At 52.5% G+C, this 15,570-nt stretch carries 21 protein-coding genes; 4 read left to right on the top strand and 17 right to left on the bottom strand.

What is annotated here, in order from left to right; genetic code table 11:
- Positions 1–4: 4 nt before the first annotated feature.
- The 4 genes from plsX to NYE26_RS13135 form a co-directional block, all read right to left on the bottom strand.
- Positions 5–994, bottom strand: coding sequence for a phosphate acyltransferase PlsX (plsX, locus tag NYE26_RS13150; protein WP_339256373.1), 990 nt, complete (start codon positions 992–994; stop codon positions 5–7).
- Positions 978–1,574, bottom strand: coding sequence for a transcription factor FapR (fapR, locus tag NYE26_RS13145; RefSeq protein ID WP_339256371.1), 597 nt, complete (start codon positions 1,572–1,574; stop codon positions 978–980). The genes plsX and fapR overlap by 17 nt, the downstream gene beginning before the upstream one ends.
- Positions 1,575–1,848: 274 nt before the next feature.
- Positions 1,849–2,022: a 50S ribosomal protein L32 gene (gene rpmF / locus NYE26_RS13140; protein WP_019911234.1), complete on the bottom strand. Its 174-nt coding sequence runs from the start codon at positions 2,020–2,022 to the stop codon at positions 1,849–1,851.
- Positions 2,023–2,072: 50 nt separating this feature from the next.
- Positions 2,073–2,594, bottom strand: coding sequence for a DUF177 domain-containing protein (locus tag NYE26_RS13135; protein ID WP_339256369.1), 522 nt, complete (start codon positions 2,592–2,594; stop codon positions 2,073–2,075).
- 139 nt (positions 2,595–2,733) lie between these two features.
- Here NYE26_RS13135 and NYE26_RS13130 point away from each other — a divergent pair, with 139 nt between their 5' ends.
- Positions 2,734–3,972, top strand: coding sequence for a nucleotidyltransferase family protein (locus NYE26_RS13130; protein ID WP_339257465.1), 1,239 nt, complete (start codon positions 2,734–2,736; stop codon positions 3,970–3,972).
- Here the strand turns inward: NYE26_RS13130 and NYE26_RS13125 are convergent.
- On the bottom strand, positions 3,962–5,002 hold the full coding sequence (locus NYE26_RS13125) for a SepM family pheromone-processing serine protease (RefSeq protein WP_339256367.1): 1,041 nt from the start codon (positions 5,000–5,002) through the stop codon (positions 3,962–3,964). The two genes, NYE26_RS13130 and NYE26_RS13125, sit on opposite strands and share 11 nt — an antisense overlap.
- Before the next feature lie 159 nt (positions 5,003–5,161).
- Here NYE26_RS13125 and NYE26_RS13120 point away from each other — a divergent pair, with 159 nt between their 5' ends.
- Positions 5,162–6,448: a nucleoside recognition domain-containing protein gene (locus NYE26_RS13120; protein ID WP_339256365.1), complete on the top strand. Its 1,287-nt coding sequence runs from the start codon at positions 5,162–5,164 to the stop codon at positions 6,446–6,448.
- Here NYE26_RS13120 and coaD read toward each other — a convergent pair.
- The 4 genes from coaD to NYE26_RS13100 all read right to left on the bottom strand — a co-directional run bounded on the left by coaD (position 6,420) and on the right by NYE26_RS13100 (position 8,213).
- Entirely contained in the window at positions 6,420–6,938 is a 519-nt protein-coding gene (coaD, locus tag NYE26_RS13115; protein ID WP_339256363.1) for a pantetheine-phosphate adenylyltransferase, read from the bottom strand. The genes NYE26_RS13120 and coaD overlap by 29 nt on opposite strands.
- Entirely contained in the window at positions 6,922–7,530 is a 609-nt protein-coding gene (rsmD, locus tag NYE26_RS13110; RefSeq protein WP_339256361.1) for a 16S rRNA (guanine(966)-N(2))-methyltransferase RsmD, read from the bottom strand. The genes coaD and rsmD overlap by 17 nt, the downstream gene beginning before the upstream one ends.
- 82 nt (positions 7,531–7,612) lie before the next feature.
- On the bottom strand, positions 7,613–7,801 hold the full coding sequence (locus NYE26_RS13105; RefSeq protein WP_143803648.1) for a single-stranded DNA-binding protein: 189 nt from the start codon (positions 7,799–7,801) through the stop codon (positions 7,613–7,615).
- A gap of 94 nt (positions 7,802–7,895) precedes the next feature.
- Positions 7,896–8,213 carry a hypothetical protein gene (locus NYE26_RS13100; RefSeq protein WP_339256359.1) on the bottom strand — a complete coding sequence of 106 codons (318 nt, stop codon included), beginning with the start codon at positions 8,211–8,213 and terminating at the stop codon, positions 7,896–7,898.
- Positions 8,214–8,401: 188 nt separating this feature from the next.
- On the opposite strand from NYE26_RS13100, the gene NYE26_RS13095 reads away from it, so the two are divergent.
- Positions 8,402–8,977, top strand: coding sequence for a hypothetical protein (locus tag NYE26_RS13095; protein WP_339256357.1), 576 nt, complete (start codon positions 8,402–8,404; stop codon positions 8,975–8,977).
- 134 nt (positions 8,978–9,111) lie between these two features.
- Complete coding sequence (locus NYE26_RS13090) at positions 9,112–10,005, top strand: S-layer homology domain-containing protein (protein WP_339256355.1); 894 nt, start codon at positions 9,112–9,114, stop codon at positions 10,003–10,005.
- Between the two features lie 89 nt (positions 10,006–10,094).
- On the opposite strand, the gene NYE26_RS13085 is transcribed toward NYE26_RS13090, so the two are convergent.
- The 8 genes from NYE26_RS13085 to NYE26_RS13050 all read right to left on the bottom strand — a co-directional run bounded on the left by NYE26_RS13085 (position 10,095) and on the right by NYE26_RS13050 (position 15,485).
- On the bottom strand, positions 10,095–10,346 hold the full coding sequence (locus NYE26_RS13085) for a hypothetical protein (RefSeq protein ID WP_036728915.1): 252 nt from the start codon (positions 10,344–10,346) through the stop codon (positions 10,095–10,097).
- 176 nt (positions 10,347–10,522) lie between these two features.
- Entirely contained in the window at positions 10,523–10,657 is a 135-nt protein-coding gene (locus tag NYE26_RS13080; protein ID WP_268748465.1) for a hypothetical protein, read from the bottom strand.
- Between the two features lie 151 nt (positions 10,658–10,808).
- Positions 10,809–11,231, bottom strand: a complete 423-nt coding sequence (locus NYE26_RS13075; RefSeq protein WP_339256352.1) for a hypothetical protein — start codon at positions 11,229–11,231, stop codon at positions 10,809–10,811.
- Between the two features lie 114 nt (positions 11,232–11,345).
- Positions 11,346–11,627: a holin gene (locus tag NYE26_RS13070; protein WP_036728921.1), complete on the bottom strand. Its 282-nt coding sequence runs from the start codon at positions 11,625–11,627 to the stop codon at positions 11,346–11,348.
- A gap of 5 nt (positions 11,628–11,632) precedes the next feature.
- Positions 11,633–12,436, bottom strand: a complete 804-nt coding sequence (locus NYE26_RS13065) for a glucosaminidase domain-containing protein (protein ID WP_339256350.1) — start codon at positions 12,434–12,436, stop codon at positions 11,633–11,635.
- Between the two features lie 165 nt (positions 12,437–12,601).
- Positions 12,602–12,682, bottom strand: a complete 81-nt coding sequence (locus NYE26_RS13060; protein ID WP_245368211.1) for a YjcZ family sporulation protein — start codon at positions 12,680–12,682, stop codon at positions 12,602–12,604.
- Between the two features lie 413 nt (positions 12,683–13,095).
- Positions 13,096–14,727, bottom strand: a complete 1,632-nt coding sequence (locus NYE26_RS13055; RefSeq protein WP_339256348.1) for a diguanylate cyclase — start codon at positions 14,725–14,727, stop codon at positions 13,096–13,098.
- A 152-nt stretch (positions 14,728–14,879) separates the two neighbouring features.
- Entirely contained in the window at positions 14,880–15,485 is a 606-nt protein-coding gene (locus NYE26_RS13050; RefSeq protein WP_339256346.1) for a pentapeptide repeat-containing protein, read from the bottom strand.
- Between the last annotated feature and the right edge of the window lie 85 nt (positions 15,486–15,570).

The following is a 15,570-nucleotide window of genomic DNA, read 5'->3' as shown; positions in this document are numbered from 1 at the left end:
TCACTCACTTCCCGCTAATTTCCTTCGATATACTAGGCACCAGATCCGCCTTCAGGGCAATCCGTGCCTGTCTTACCGCATTCTTCACCGCATTGCCGTCGGACGAACCATGCCCCTTGACTACCAGGCCGCTAAGACCAAGCAGCGGCGCTCCGCCATGTTCCTTATAATCCATCTTGCCCTTCAGGCTTCTAAGCTCCGGCATCAGGATCGCCGCCCCCAGCTTCGTCTTAAGCGATTTGCTGAACTGCTCCTTCAGCAGAGAGAACATTGCGCCGGCTGTTCCTTCCAGCGTCTTCAGAAGTATATTACCGGCGAAGCCGTCACAGACCAGCACATCGCAGCTTCCGGTGAGCACATCCCGCGCTTCTACATTGCCGACAAAATGAATGCCCTGCAGCGCCTCCAGGAGCGGATAGGCTTCCTTGGTCAATTCATTGCCTTTGCCCGGCTCAGTCCCGACGTTCAGCAGGCCTACCCGGGGCTTCGCAATGCCGTGCACTTTGTTACGGTATATGCTGCCGATCTGGGCATACTGTGCCAGATGCTGCGGCTTGGCATCCATATTGGCGCCAAGATCCAGGGCCAGCACACCGACATCATCCAGCGTCGGAATCATCGGAGCCAGCGCCGGCCGCTCGATCCCTTCCATTCTTCCGACTACCAGAAGTCCTGTAGTCATCAATGCTCCGGTATTCCCAGAGGAGATCATGGCATCGGCCTCACCCTCGCGGACCATCCGTCCGGCTACGACCATGGATGAGTCCTTTTTGCGGCGGACTGCCTTCACCGGCTCTTCATCCGAACCGATCACATCCCCCGCATGACGTACGGTAACGTTAGAAGGCTTAGTCTTCAGCAGCGGCTCAAGCCGCGCTTCATCACCGACCAGTATGATCTCTATGTCCTTCCACTCCGAAGCCGCTGCCAGCGCGCCTTCCACGTTACATTCAGGAGCATTATCCCCGCCCATGGCATCAATGGCGATCCGCACTCCGGTTTCCCCCTTCGCTGTACTCTTCAGTTGCTGAACGATACACTATAAAATGGCCTTGAAATACCAGCTCTTCTCCGACATATGTAAATACATCCACTTCAGCCTTGCCGTTCCGGCCCGCAAGTGAGCGCACCTGCGCCTTGGCAATGCATTTCTCACCCAGCCGGACCATGCGCACAAACCGGATGTCGGCCGAAGCCGTTAAGGCAATCTCATCATTAATTATGGCTACTGCCAGCGAATTCGCCTGGCCGAAGACGTAGTGGCCACGGGCAATCCCGTTGCGAGAGAACACATGCTCACCGCGGATCTCGAAGATCGAAATCCCGCTCTTATCCAGCTGCAGATCCACAATATCACCGACCACTTCATCAGCTGGCAGGGAACGCACCTGATCATAGGAATGCTCCGCCATCTGCTTCATCCGCTCACGCAGCTCGGGAATCCCCAGCTCCAGCCGGTCCAGCCGGATCGTCTGGATACTCACCTTCAGCTGGCGGGTCAATTCCCGGTCCGTTACAAACGGGTTCCCTTCTATTATAGCCAGCAGCTGCTGCTGACGTTCCTTCTTGGACATCCGCTCGATAGCGGCTCACCTCCCGGCACAGGCCTGATGTGCAGCTTTCCGGCCCGTAAGAGTGGCCGCTGTAATCATATCTCTCTGTTCTACCTTATCAATTAGAACCAGGTACTAATATGTAGTATAAAGCATGCCGGCGCAAAAATAAAGCTTTGGCTTGAAAAGCGCCTGAAAACCCGCGCAGCGCAAGGCATATAAGCTCTGCCCCAGCTTTATTTTCACATAAAAATAGCACTCCACCGGCAGATGAAGTGCTACTCTTATGTGCAAACTATTGTTTGATGATTTCTCTTGCTTTGTATGTTCCGCAAACTTTACATACGTGGTGAGCAAGCTTCAGCTCTCCGCATTGTTCGCATTTCACCATACCTGGAACAACCAGTTTAAAGTGAGTACGACGCTTGTCACGGCGAGTCTTGGACGTTCTGCGTTGTGGTACTGCCATTGTTAGACACCTCCTGATTTTGTTGTAACCCAATTCCTCGGGATTTGTTCTTAGTCATCTTGCTTGGTAAAGAATCCTTTCAACGCAGCGAGTCTTGGATCGATCACTGTGTTGTCGCAACTGCAGGTGCCTTCGTTCAAGTTCTGTCCGCATTTCTGACAAAGACCAAGACAGTCTGCCTTGCACAATACCGAATCCGGTAAGTGCAGTACGAAATTTTCTTCCACATACGGGATAAGATCCACAATCTCATCTTTGATGTAAATGAGTTCCTCATCTTCATCTTCCGGAAGAATTGGCTGCTTAAGCCACTTGAAGGTCTCAGCGAAAGGAATGTTCAGCTTACTCTTGACCTCAACGAGACAACGTGAACATAACATGTCCACTTCTCCGTTCAGTGTTCCCACCACGTTCACACTATCGGTTCCCGCGGGCAGCGCTTTAAGGTCTACTGAGAGTGGTGCAACAGCAAGTATATCCTTGCGCCCTGTGACAACCCCGCTGACATCCACAACTTCGTGGAGGACCAGAGGCTCGTCGGCATTCGCTAATTTGCGAAAGTGAATGTTCATTCTTATCACTCCAAACAAACAAAATTTATTATACCTATTATTCCCTGAGTTTGTCAACCATTTTCCCTTTATATTGTTTCAGGGAGCGTGACAATTTATGATATACAATATATCTTCCAGAATGGGGCGTGAAGCAACTGTGGCAACTGTAGGTATTATAGCCGAATATAACCCTTTACATAACGGGCATGTCCATCATTTCACCGAGGCCAAAAGAATATCGGGAGCGGACCGCTCCGTTGTCATTATGAGCGGACCGTTCACCCAGCGCGGCGAGCCGGCGGCGGTCAGCAAGCGCGCCCGTACCGAGATGGCGCTGCACATGGGCGCCGATCTGGTCATTGAGCTGCCGGTGGCGTACGCCGTCCAGCCGGCGGAATGGTTCGCCTTCGGAGCGATGTCCCTGCTGGAGGCGACCGGCGTCGTCGACAGCCTGTGCTTCGGCTCCGAAGCAGGCACTTTGGGCGTGCTGCTGCCTCTGGCCGGCTTCCTGGCCGAAGAGAGCAGCGCGCTTAAGGAGGAGATCCGCGCGCGCCTCTCTGAGGGCGCGGGATTCCCCGCCGCCTACAGCGCAGCGGCGGCGGCGGCCTGGAAGGCCTCTTTCCTGGGAGAGGAGACACCGGAAGATGCCGAAGATATATTACGGCAGCCCAACAACAGCCTCGGCCTGCACTACCTGATCGCGCTGCGGCGGCTGGGCAGCGTGATCAGGCCCTTGACCGTGCCGCGTACCGGCGCGGGCTTCCACGACCCGCTGGAGGGCGGGTCGGCCATTGCGAGTGCAACAGCCATCCGCAGGCTGCTGCAGGAGGGCGGATCACCGGCGGCTTACATGCCGGAGTACGCCCTGTCCATCTTGGAGCGGGAGCGTGACGCAGGCCGGGGCCCGGTAGGGCTAGAAGACTTCGCCGGGCCGCTGCGCCATGTGCTCTATACGCGCTCCGCTGCGGAGCTGCACACAGTGCAGGATATGAACGAGGGCTTGGAGAACCGGCTGCTCCGAAGCATGCGCCAGCTGGATAAGTTCACAGTCGGCGGTCTGCTGCAGGAGCTTAAGAGCAAACGGTATACCCTTACCAGGCTCCAGCGTCTGCTGCTTCACACCCTGCTGAACCACAGCAAAACAGAGCTGTCCCCCTCCGTTCTCTCCCGGGGTCCCGGCTACATAAGAGTTCTTGGCTTCCGCGAGAGCGGCCGGGAGCTGCTGAAGCAGATGAAGCAGACAGCGGCGCTTCCGGTGATTATAAGCCCGGCCCGGTGCACCCATCCCATGCTGGAGCGGGACCTCCAGGCGGCTGCCGTGTTCGCCGGGGCTTATGCCGACCCGCTGCGCAGCGATCTGTACAGTGATTATCTTGAGCCGCCGGTCAGGATTTAATGACCGGCAGCTCCTCCATGTATTTCAGGGCATCGGGTAGGGTTGAGACAGGAACCAGCTTCATATTCGTGCCGATCTGATCCGCTTTTGCCTTGGCCTCGTCGTAGTTCTTAAGCGGAACGAAGAAGATCTCCGCCCCCTTGCGATCGGCCGCTACAATCTTATGCTTCACACCGCCGATTGGCCCCACGTTCCCCTCGGGATCTATCGTACCCGTGCCTGCTACCTTCCGGCCCTTAGTGAGATCCCCCGGCGTAAGCCGGTTGTAGATTTCCATGGTGAACATCAGACCGGCAGAGGGTCCGCCCACGTTAGTATCCACGAAGCTGACGGCTTTGCCTTCCTGCTTAGGCTCCACTTTTTGAACCGCACCAATAACGACTCCAAAGCCCGGCCGGGCAACCGCAGCTTCTTTATCCTTGACCCCCACCAGCTTGACCTGCTCCTTGATCTCTTTGCCGTCACGCTGGAGCGATACCTCCACGCTATCTCCAATCTGATGAACCGACAGCAATTTGGACAGCGCGGCCGGATCGGTTGCCTTTTGTCCGCCTACACTGATGAGTTTGTCCCCCGGCTTGAACCGGTCCTGATTAGCAGTCTCTGGTACCGAGAACACATACAGATAATCCACGACATCCTCATAAGGTACACCTGCCGCATGATAGGCCGCCTGCACGGCATAGGACTGCGAACTATTCATATAGAATACCTGCTCCGCAGCATACTCCTGCTCTGTCTTATCCTGCAGACGGGTTTCTTTCAATACTACCTCGGCATTCGAGTTGAACACAGAAGCGATTAGAAGAGCCACATTCGCATAGCTTGCAGAGACCGTGGTCATCATGAAGGTTCCCTGCTCCTGCGGATCGGCATTCTCAACCTTGATCATCGGTGCCACCTCGGAGGCGCTTCCCGGCTGATATACAATGTAAGGCGTGTTCATAAAGACGACAACATAGAGAATGACCACGAATGAAAATAAATAGGCTGAAGCGCGGATGCCTACCCGGCGTTTGTACTGCCTCAAGTCTCTTCCCCTTCTTTCCTGCGGATGATACCCCGGCACTTAGAATGTGGTACCTTAGCCTGAAGCTTCACTCCGGCTGTGGCATGATGGTTGTCTCCCCTGCATAAATTGATAACAAGATCTGCCCATGTCCTAAGCTATGAAGAGGGGATAACTCTAATGATAAACTTTAGATCCAGACGCTTCCTTTCGGGTTCAGCTCCATTTATACCCGGGGCTGCAGCCATTCTGCTAGCTATAGCAATAATCATAGCACCTGAAGCCTCATTCAAGGCTTCACTTACGGGCCTTACGCTCTGGTGGACCCTGGTCTTTCCGGCGCTACTGCCCTTCCTGATCCTCTCAGAGATGCTGAGCGCATCCGGCTTCGTGCATGGTATCGGCGTCCTGCTGGAGCCGCTGATGAAGCGTTGCTTCCGGCTTCCCGGGGCGGGCGGCTGGACGCTGGTGCTCGGCCTTACCGCCGGCTTCCCGGCAGGAGCCGGAGGAGTGATGCAGCTGCACAAGCAGGGGGACATTACGGACAAGGAGGCCGGACGGCTGGCGGCTATCGTGCATTATGCCAGTCCGGTCACACTGCTTATTGTAGTCGGGACAGCCTTCCTGCACAGTCCAGCCGCCGGGTATGCCCTGCTGGCCATCCACTGGCTGTCAGGGATAGCCGCAGGTATTCTATCCGCCTGCTTCAATGGCTCCCGTAAGATAACTTCACCTATTCCGCTTCCGCAAGTCCTTCCGCAAGTTCCGAAAGAAAGTGATTCCAGCCTGACGGGCAGCCGCCCCCGCAGCAAAAAAGCATCCTTGCCACGGCGTATCCATCAGGCAGCAGCGGATGCCCGTTCAAGGGATGGACGGGGCTTCGGCAAGGTGCTCGGTGAATCCGTATCCTCCGCCGTACAGAGCCTGATGATTATAGGCGGCTACATGATTATGTTCGCAGTTGTTGTAAGTATTGTTACCAGACTGTTGCCATGGCTGCCGAATCTGGTTACAGCAAGCATGCTTGAGATTCATCTCGGAGCCCGGTCAATGACTTCGGCCGCAGCAGGACTTGAAGGCTTCCTAATAGGCGGTCTTCTTGGCCCGGCACTGCTGTCGGCCGGCTTGGCCTGGAGCGGCATTTGCGCCCAGCTCCAGGCACTGACTGTGCTGAAGGCAGCGAATGTCCACTTCCTTCCGTTCACCGCAGTCAGGCTGCTGCATGGACTATTTGCCTTTGCTTTCACACTCCTGCTGTGGACACCGCTGCTCCATATTCAGTCTGCGGTGCTGCCCGTTCTAGCCGGCTCACCCCCGGCCGTACAGCTACAAGACATAGGCACTTCACTGAGAATATGGACTCTGGCCCCACAGATCCTGGGACTTCAGACCCTGCTTGTTATGCTGCTGCTGTTGCTGTCTGCTGCCGTAAAGCTGTTTACTTCGAGCCGCCGTCCATCCGGCTGAACTTCAGCTTCATGGCCTGCTCCACCTCAGGGGTTACAAAATCCGAGACCTTCCCGCCGAAGTGGGCAATCTCCTTCACCACACTGGAGCTAAGGTAGGAGTATCTCGGATTAGTCATCATAAATATAGTTTCCGCTTCAGGGTCAAGGTTATGATTAATGGAAGCATTCTGCAGCTCATATTCAAAATCCGTAACGGTCCGGATTCCCCGGACAATAACCTGCGCATCCTTTTGCCTCACATAGTTAACCAGGAGATCACGGAAGCTGTCCACTTCAACATTCGGTATATCTGCTGTCGCCTGACGCAGAAGCTCTGTCCGTTCCTCGACCGAGAACAACGGATTCTTGCTCAGGTTGTTCAGCACCGCCACAATCAGCCTGTCGAACTGCTTGGCGGCCCGGTGAATAATGTCCATATGGCCCAGCGTAACCGGATCGAAGGTTCCCGGATAGATAGCGACACGTTCTTTTCTAATTTGCAGACTCATCATTAACCTCCTTGCCGCTTGCGGCAGCCTCTGGAACAGCAGCTTCATACCGGTAGATAGAGATCGTAACCTCTCCATAGACAGATTGCTTCGTTCTAACGAACCCCGGTATATCCTCGGGATAGGTATACCCCGATTCATGCTCCAGCACGATCACTGCATCAGGGTTCAGCAGCAGCTTGTCCGCCAGCGTAACCATCAGCTCGTCTCCATGCTTCATACGGTAAGGCGGGTCCAGAAAAACAAGATCAAATGCTCTCCCCCGCTTCCCGAGTGCACCAAGCGCTCTTCCCGCATCATTGCGGTAGACCTCAGCCTGCGCTTCCAGCCGGGCCGCCTTCAGGTTCGCACGCACCGTGTCAATCGCCTTCTGTTCCATGTCCACAAACACCGCAGCTTCCATCCCTCTGCTTAGGGCTTCAATTCCCAGGCCTCCGGTACCGGCATACAGATCAAGCACTGTACCTCCTTCAAAATAAGGCCCGATCATACTGAATAACGCTTCCTTTACTTTATCGGTAGTAGGCCGTGTGCCATTGCCTGGAACACTTTTAAGCGGCCTGCCTTTTGCACTTCCCGATATGACTCTCACCGATCATCCACCTGCTTTTTAGCTTTTGTCTCTACATTACTATGCCGTTACAGGGCATAAGTCCAAGCCTATAGTACCACAATTATTCCATGAAATAAAAAGATTGTCCGACTTTGTCACAATGCGGAGCAGAAGAATATTCGCAAGCAAATGTATAAAACTCCCGCATCCGGGTCATCCTGTAATTATCGACATCACAAAATGTCGTAGACAACCGCGGAGCAGGCTTACGTTTCCCCATAAGCTCTTCGTCCGGTTTCTCCTCTCCCATGAAAGAGGCTCCCGAAAGGGAGCCTCGATTTTTGTTTTACGCAAAAAAAGCCCCCGCCTTGAAATCAAGATACGTGGGCTTGCTGTGTATATAGTTATATAATCCGCTTCAGTTTGGCTTCCTGCTCAATGGAGCGCGCTGAGAGCAGTTCGATAATTCTGTGCTGATTCTCCAATAAAGACTCCACGTTGATGAGTCGCTCGTTTGTTTCCAGCACAGCACGTTTAATCTGTTCCTGATCTTGCATCATTGTTTGCAGATCTTGTTTTATTGTCTGCTGATCTTGTTTCATGTTCTGCTGCTCTGTCTCTATTCGATCCAAACGCTCGTTGACGGTTCCTAATTCCGCCTTAACGGGCTCCAATTCTTCGCGAAAAACGGATCTTAATACCTGCACCAAATCATTATCCATGTGCTCCGCTCCTTCAAACTTAATATATAGATTGTACCAGAATCCAATTTATTATTCTACATCATTTGACCTTGTCGATCTTGACAAATATACATATCTATTAGTCACATTAGCGAATAAATTCAATCCGTCCGGACAAGGTTACATATATAGTATAGGAATATCAGATAGATTCAGGAGGAACCGCTATGAAGAAGTCCTTGTATAAAAAGATGTCGTCCCTCGCCCTAGTCACCCTATTCAGCGGTGCCATTGGACTGACCGCAGGCTGCAACACTTCGGCTAATCAGGCCACCCCAACTCCCGCCGGGACAGCACAGCCGACAGCAGCGCAACCCACGTCAGCACCAGCCACTGAACCCTCCACCGGGAAGGCGTCCGTGAACTGGGAATCTGCGATCCAGCAAATCGCGACTACGGATACGGAGGCCACGCAAAAAGCAGATGCCGCGGAAGTTTTGGCGAAATCGTACACTCCGTCGGCTGTGGAGCTTAAGGATTTTGAATCCCAGATCGTGGAGGAGTACACCGCCGGGAATTATCTCGCGCATAGCGAGGATGCCGGATACATGCTGACGAACCTGTTCAAGGCTACCGTTGTTGAGCGCAATCACCCTGACGGTGAGGCTATTAAGAAGTTTGCCTTTGACTTTTATCAGAACACTAAGAATGTCTTCCGCGGAATTGATGCTGTGGACAGCGAAGCCGTACAATCGAATGAAACGCAGATGGACAAGGCGTTGTCGGAGATTACAACCAAGTAAACCTCCTTATGTCTCCGGCATGGGACCTCCCGTATTTATTGACAATTCAGGAATGATGGTGATACCGTTCATTAGGGTAAGGGAGCTTAGGGCTCCCGCATTCATCATAAGAATTCAATTGATCAGGAGGTCCCATGTTCAAAAAAACAATCCTTTTCCCCGTCATCAGCATGATGCTTCTCAGCTCTGCCCCGTCTTCATCCGCAAGTGCGCAAAGCTTGTACTCCGATGTCAACGAGCAGAAATATTCCTGGGCGATGGAATCCATTCTTTTCATGACGGATAACGATGTGCTAAAAGGGTATTCCGACGGCACCTTTAAACCTGAAGCAACGGTTACCAAGGCCGAGTTCTCCGTTATGCTCTACCGTCTATTCGATAAATACCGACCCAATGTAAAGCCCTTATTTTATGAACAAAAAGTCACCAGCTACCTTGATGTCCCCAAAGATCACTGGGCCTACAAAGAAATATCTGAGCTATACAATTCCTCTGCGGTCAGCGGCGGCGGGATTTCCCAAAACCCTTCAACAGGCAAGTATACCTTCCAACCTGAAGCCCGGCTGACACGACTCAAGCTAACGTCTATGCTCTACCAATTATTCGCTGAAGATTTCGACAAGGGTACGAATACCGATGATCCTGACAAAGAGTTATACCAGCGGTTAAGTAAATTCAAGGATATTCCCTTGAGAAAATTCAATACTCAGAATGCTATGGATCAATACATGGATACAGAAAGAGCAAGGGCCGGCACCAGATGGGATACATACATACCCGGGGATGAGCTCTCCCCAGCGATTTTTTATACATACCAAAATGGATCTATCTCGCTAATTGGAGATTTCACCTTTCTGCCGGTTTACGCCATTGCAGCGATGGACTCCCAAAGGATTATTACAGCCGATTCCCGTGGATACTACAGACCGCTCGCCCCTGTTACCCGGGCAGAACTGGCAACGATTCTGGACCGCGTCTATCTGTTGTTTGAGAAGAAAGGGATTCTGCAAAAATACAGCAATAAATAGCCTTAAGCGTTGATTCATCAAGCAGGGACCCTAGTCAACAAAAATAGCCCGGCCTCTTACAGTGCCGGGTAATGACATCTATTTTCCGATCAAATTCGGCCGGACTCCTTCAATAAAATAAAATCATGACCACGCCGGGTCAATTTGATGTCAGTAGTTCTGACTGTCACGATCCCGCTGCCTGACCGGGAGATCTTAATATTCTCCACCATCCGGCTGTCGATAAGCTCCTCCATAATATCGGCGAAGGCCTCGGCTTCGAGTTCCATTACCTCCTGATTAACCGCCTGTTCCGCTTCAATCCGCTTGAGGATGGCATATATCTTTTCCTTCTCTTCCATCGTACACCTCTTTCATGCCAGCACTAATTGCCCTGAAGACAATGACCTCTATTATCGCACATCCATTCGGGGCAAGGCGAATTTAAATTTACCGTCATGCAGCATAGCTTGTCCATCCTGCATCTGCAACAAGCGCAGTCCCGGATTGCCGGGACTGCGCTGACTGATTGGATCTCCTAGTAGAAGCAGGCACTCAGAATAATAACGAGCAGGATATAAAGAACCAGAATCGCACCTGTAGATGTCCAGGGACCTACTCCACACGTATTCACGCCGCCTACATTGCCACCGTATCCGCAATCTGCACCCATGAGATTACCTCCTTCATAATGTTGACTACAGAACAGCATATGAGCCGGTTGCCTCATCAGATTGGGCGAAACGGACATAATTTGGGGCGTATGTACAAGGGCATCCTGCCCGCCCTCCTTGCGGGCAGCCCAGGATGTCCCATGCTATTGCTTAATCGGATACCAGGATTCCATCGAAGCTCTCCGGACCTACACGGATTGTACCCAGAAGGTTCGAGCTGACAAACGCAGTATACGTTAACTGCGGAGTAATTGTCGGAAGGAAATCATCTGCAGAGAATGTGATAATCTGTGGAGCCAGAACACTAAGATTGAAGGTAGAGGTGGCGGAATAGACCAGCGGGTCAGTTGGTAGTGTTCCTCTAACAATTGTTACAGTTATGCCTAGCAGCGCAAGCGGAAGCTGCAACGAAATGGTTCCTTTTAGTATTACGCGAGGGTTCGTGCCTACCCCTGCAGTGATCAGCCCAATTTGCCCGAACAGCTGCGGAGTATTAATTACTAGGATAGGTATTGCAATAGAGTTAGCAAAACTAGCATTCTGCGAGGTTCTTCCATCAACATAAGTTCCCATATCAAGCACCTCCTTTCTTCTTAATTAATATATTCGCGTTCCTTCTAAATCGCTTGGATGATATCACCATTACTTATTCCCCATCTTATATTACCGCCTGAAGCCGCCGCTCTACTAATCTTCTTTGGTAGTCCCGCTCCGCTTATTGAACGCCAGTTCAAACAGCCCCGTTGCCGATAATCCGGCCAAGCCTCCGGCCCATAGACGAAGAATGAGATTCATGTCTGTAAAAGGGTACGCAGCCGCTCCTACCAGCAGGCCGATGGCCAGCCCCACAGCAGGAACCACGTTGCGCGGAAGATTAACGCTGTTCTTGACGAACTGGACCAGCGCCATAACGAATACCGCCAATACGGATGCAAAAGCTAGTACATTGTTAAGTGCATCATTGTACATAACGGCTACACCCCCTTGCTTGTAACCAGCAGACCGGCGCGGTTCAATACGGTCAGCATCCGGTAGAAATCATAGCTGCCTCCTGACGGCGTATCCAACAGACCGGCGGCAGACGCGGCCTGTACCGCAGGCTCAGCCCAGGCCGGCACATTCATTACTGTGCGGCCCTCAATGACCGCCAGCCGCTCCGTGACACCTTTAATGGCCTGGCCCTGCTCTTGAACGCCGGCCTTCAGTGTATCTCTGCTGACAGACAGCCCTGCCAGCAGCTCCTTCAGTTCCCGCAGCTCGGTTTCCAGCGCCGCAATTTTTTGTTTATCTTCAGCTGACATCTCTTCATCCTCCTTCAGCTCGTCATATTGATACAGGTTATATGAATCCATAATCTGAATCAGCTTGGACGCATAACCCGGGTCCGTTGCGTAGCCTGCAGCAGCAATCTCGCGGGCGGCTGTTTTGCCGTCGACTCCAATAGCCTTGCTGTACAGCTTGGGGTTCCAGGACACTCCCCCAGTAATCAATGCGGAATGATCCGCTATAGATTCTCCCCAGTTATGATAGGAACGGAACTGGGCAGTCACCTGTACAGCTTGGCCGTTCCTGTATTCCGTTGTCGGAAGCGCCAGGCTGCCCGCAGGCCCGCTGCCCTTGATGCCGAACAGATTGCCTGCCTTCAGCGTCAAGCCGCTCGTTCCCCAGCCGGATTCCAGTGCCGCCTGGGCAATCGTCAGCGAAGCTGCGATACGGGTGCGCTGCATATCCGCTACTGCGAAAGAAGCGATCCGGGCGATAAATTCGGAGTTCGTCATTGCTTCACTTCCTTTCCTACTATATTAAATGCCCCGCCCTGCCAAACTGCCTGTGCTTATCCCTGTTATGATGTATATGGAAGTGAGCTGCACCTTATACGCACGCAAACAGCGCCGGAGCAGATGCACCGGCACTGTTTCAATAACCCACTATATTCCCTTCCACTAAAATACGCTAAGGATAATAATCAGCAAAATAAACAACACCAGTATGGTAGCCGTTGACGTTCTCAGACCTCCACTCATCCGGAGCCCTCCTTTCTTACGCACATGCCCAGCTTTGATCCCTCTACATCATATGCCTGTAGTCCCAAAAAAACTGGGCGAACGCACAATATGGGATTTATATGTAAAAAAAAGTATTGTTAAATCTTCCATCCTGGCTTAAACTAGTAATAATTAACTATATCGGAGGGACTAATTTACTATGCCTTCATATTATTTCAAGGAAATTTGGACACCGCTGAGCTGGATAGGCATTAAGTTTTTCCGGGATGACGAAGGATTTCTGTGGATAAAGAGATGGTCTAATCCACGTAAGCGGTTACGCTGAACGTAATGAGATAACGTCAAACAACCTTTTTCCGGCACAAGAGAAGCATCCCCGTCCTGCCGTTAAAAGGTTGTTTGTTGTTTCTGTCTGCTGTTGATTGCTGATCCTAAGATGCCGCCTCGAAGGTAATCCGGTTCTTCCCGCTCCGCTTGGAGATATACAGCGCTTCGTCTGCGAGCCGCAGGGTCTCGATCGTATCTCCGCCGTCCGGAGTCCATACAGCAGCACCTACGCTGCAGCCTACACGAAGCTCCTCGCCTTTAATCAGAATCGGCTGGTTGATCTTGCTGATAATCCGCGAAGCCACCACCTCCGCTTCCTTCATCGGTTTGCCCGCCGAGGTATTCAGAATAATCACGAATTCATCCCCGCCCAGCCGGGCAACGATCTCATTGTCCCGCGTACAATCCATCAGCCGGAAGGCCACCTCCTGCAGCAGGGCATCTCCAACCGCATGGCCGAAGCTATCATTCACTTTTTTGAAGCCGTCCAGATCCATGTACAAAAAGCTTAGTGTCGTCCGCTTCTGCTTGGCCTTACTGACCGCATGGGCCAAAAACTCATCCAGTGCTGCCCGGTTGGGCAAGCCGGTAAGCTTATCATGCAGCGCCATATCCGACATATAGCTCAGCTTGGTCTCTGTCTTGGTCAGGTTGTTCACCAGGCTCCGCAGGGAGGCCGACAGAATCGCCACATCCTTGAACCGGGTAGAGGCCGGGATCTCCACATCGGCACCGGAGCTGAGCAGGTCGGCTGTACGGGTGATATCCCTCAACGGTCGGCTGATCCATCCGGCCAGCAGCCAGCCGATCAGTGCGAAGGCCGCAGCGGTCAGCAGACCGCTGATCAGGATGAAGCGTTCAAGCTGATGGACTGAGGCAAAAGCGATGTCTGCCGGCTGACGGATAATGACCGTCCAGCCAAGGCCCGGGTAGTTCATGTAGCCATCACCATAGGCGTATCCCGTTAAATAGGAGTCACGGCCCCGATCCTGTTCGATCGCGTATGAGCTCTTACCGCTGCGGGCCTGCTGCAGGACCGCAGCCGTCATTCTTTTGCCGGTGAGCGCTTCTGGCCCCAATAGAATGGTGTCGTCCTTCTTACTGACCACGAACACTTCCACGCCCTTAAGGCGTTCCTTGAGCGGATTCACAATGGAGGCCTCGACCTCACGTGACCACTCCCAGCTAAGATGTGCCGCCAGCACGCCGCTTGTCTGTCCTTGCTTGTCCATGACCGGCACACTCACATCAACAAACTGCAGGGCTTCCCCCGTCTTACTCTGCAGCAGCTTAGATAGCAGCACCGCATCGTGGACATCCCCGACGAAGGTTCCCTTAAGTGCCTGCTGAAAGACAGGCCTCTGGCTGATATTCGTTCCTTGCAAGATCTGATCCGTGGAAGCAACCACATTCCCTGTCTTATCCAGGAAGCCCACCCAGGTGAATACCGGCAGACTCTTCTTCAGCTGATTCAGCAATCTGCCGGCCTCTGCTTGTTCAACGGGCTCCTGAAAAGCATTCAGCTTACTCAAAACTTCTATTTCACCGGAACGTGACCACATGAACTGATCAAGCTTCTCGGACATTTGATTGGCCTCTGCGGCCAGGGAGCTGCCGATACTGACTTCCACAGAAGTGGTGGAGCGGTTGCCGATCACATAGCTGAGAATAGCCGTGAGCAGAATGATAATAACCGCAAATGCAGCTGAAAATAAAGTGCGAAGACTTAATGACATGTACACTCTCCTCTTCCGATGACCTTGTTCATGCTTCCGACCACTGAAGATATCTTGCGGCAACATGTCGAACTGGGTCGATATTTCTTTATCGGAAGAGTCCGGCAGAAATATAATACAGCTTCAGGCACCAGCCGTTTTTTCTTGAGTCGTTACCCTACCTTCGCTCCCATAGAACGGGCCAGCAGCACGGCCTGCTCCACATCCAGCCGCACTCCTTTGAGCTCCAGGCTCTTCAGGTCAATCCCCTCCAGCTTGGCGTCACGCAGATCTGCCCCTGCAAGCTTGCACTGAGCGAGCTGAACCCGGCTTAAATCCGCCCCGCGTAGATCCGCCTTTTGCAAATCGCAGCCCTGCATGTCTGCCTCGGTGAACCGGATGCCCCGCAGATCCTGCCTGCTGAGATTCAGATGGCGCAGATTCGTATAGGCCCAGTCCCCTCCGCTAAGTGTGATTCCGTCCATATAGGCATTGGCGAAATCCGATCCGACCATCTTGCAGTTCTCGAACTTCGCCACGAATAGATTCGCTCCGGTGAACTTGCAGTTGGTGAATGCGCCATCCGTGTGCAGCGAAGCATTCAGCAGGGCACCGGTGAAATCGCAATCGACAAACCGGCAGCCGGTGGAGGTCATCTCTTCCATTGAAGCTCCCCGAAAGGAGCAGCGCTCAAAGGTGCAGCCGTTTATTTCTCCATCCTGCAATGCTGCGTAATCAAAATTATGCTCATTAAAGGTTTCATTATGGTATTGATACATAGTTTAAGCACCTCTTTATCTGGGTATTGGAGCAAAGGTATGGTATAACAGATACTATATAAATCTTTAAATATACTACTTTAGG

Origin of the sequence: Paenibacillus sp. FSL P2-0136 (assembly GCF_037975325.1) — a bacterium.
GTDB lineage: Bacteria > Bacillota > Bacilli > Paenibacillales > Paenibacillaceae > Paenibacillus_AQ > Paenibacillus_AQ silagei.
Note: the sequence above shows the minus strand (reverse complement) of the source record. Positions and strands in the feature narration are given on the sequence as shown.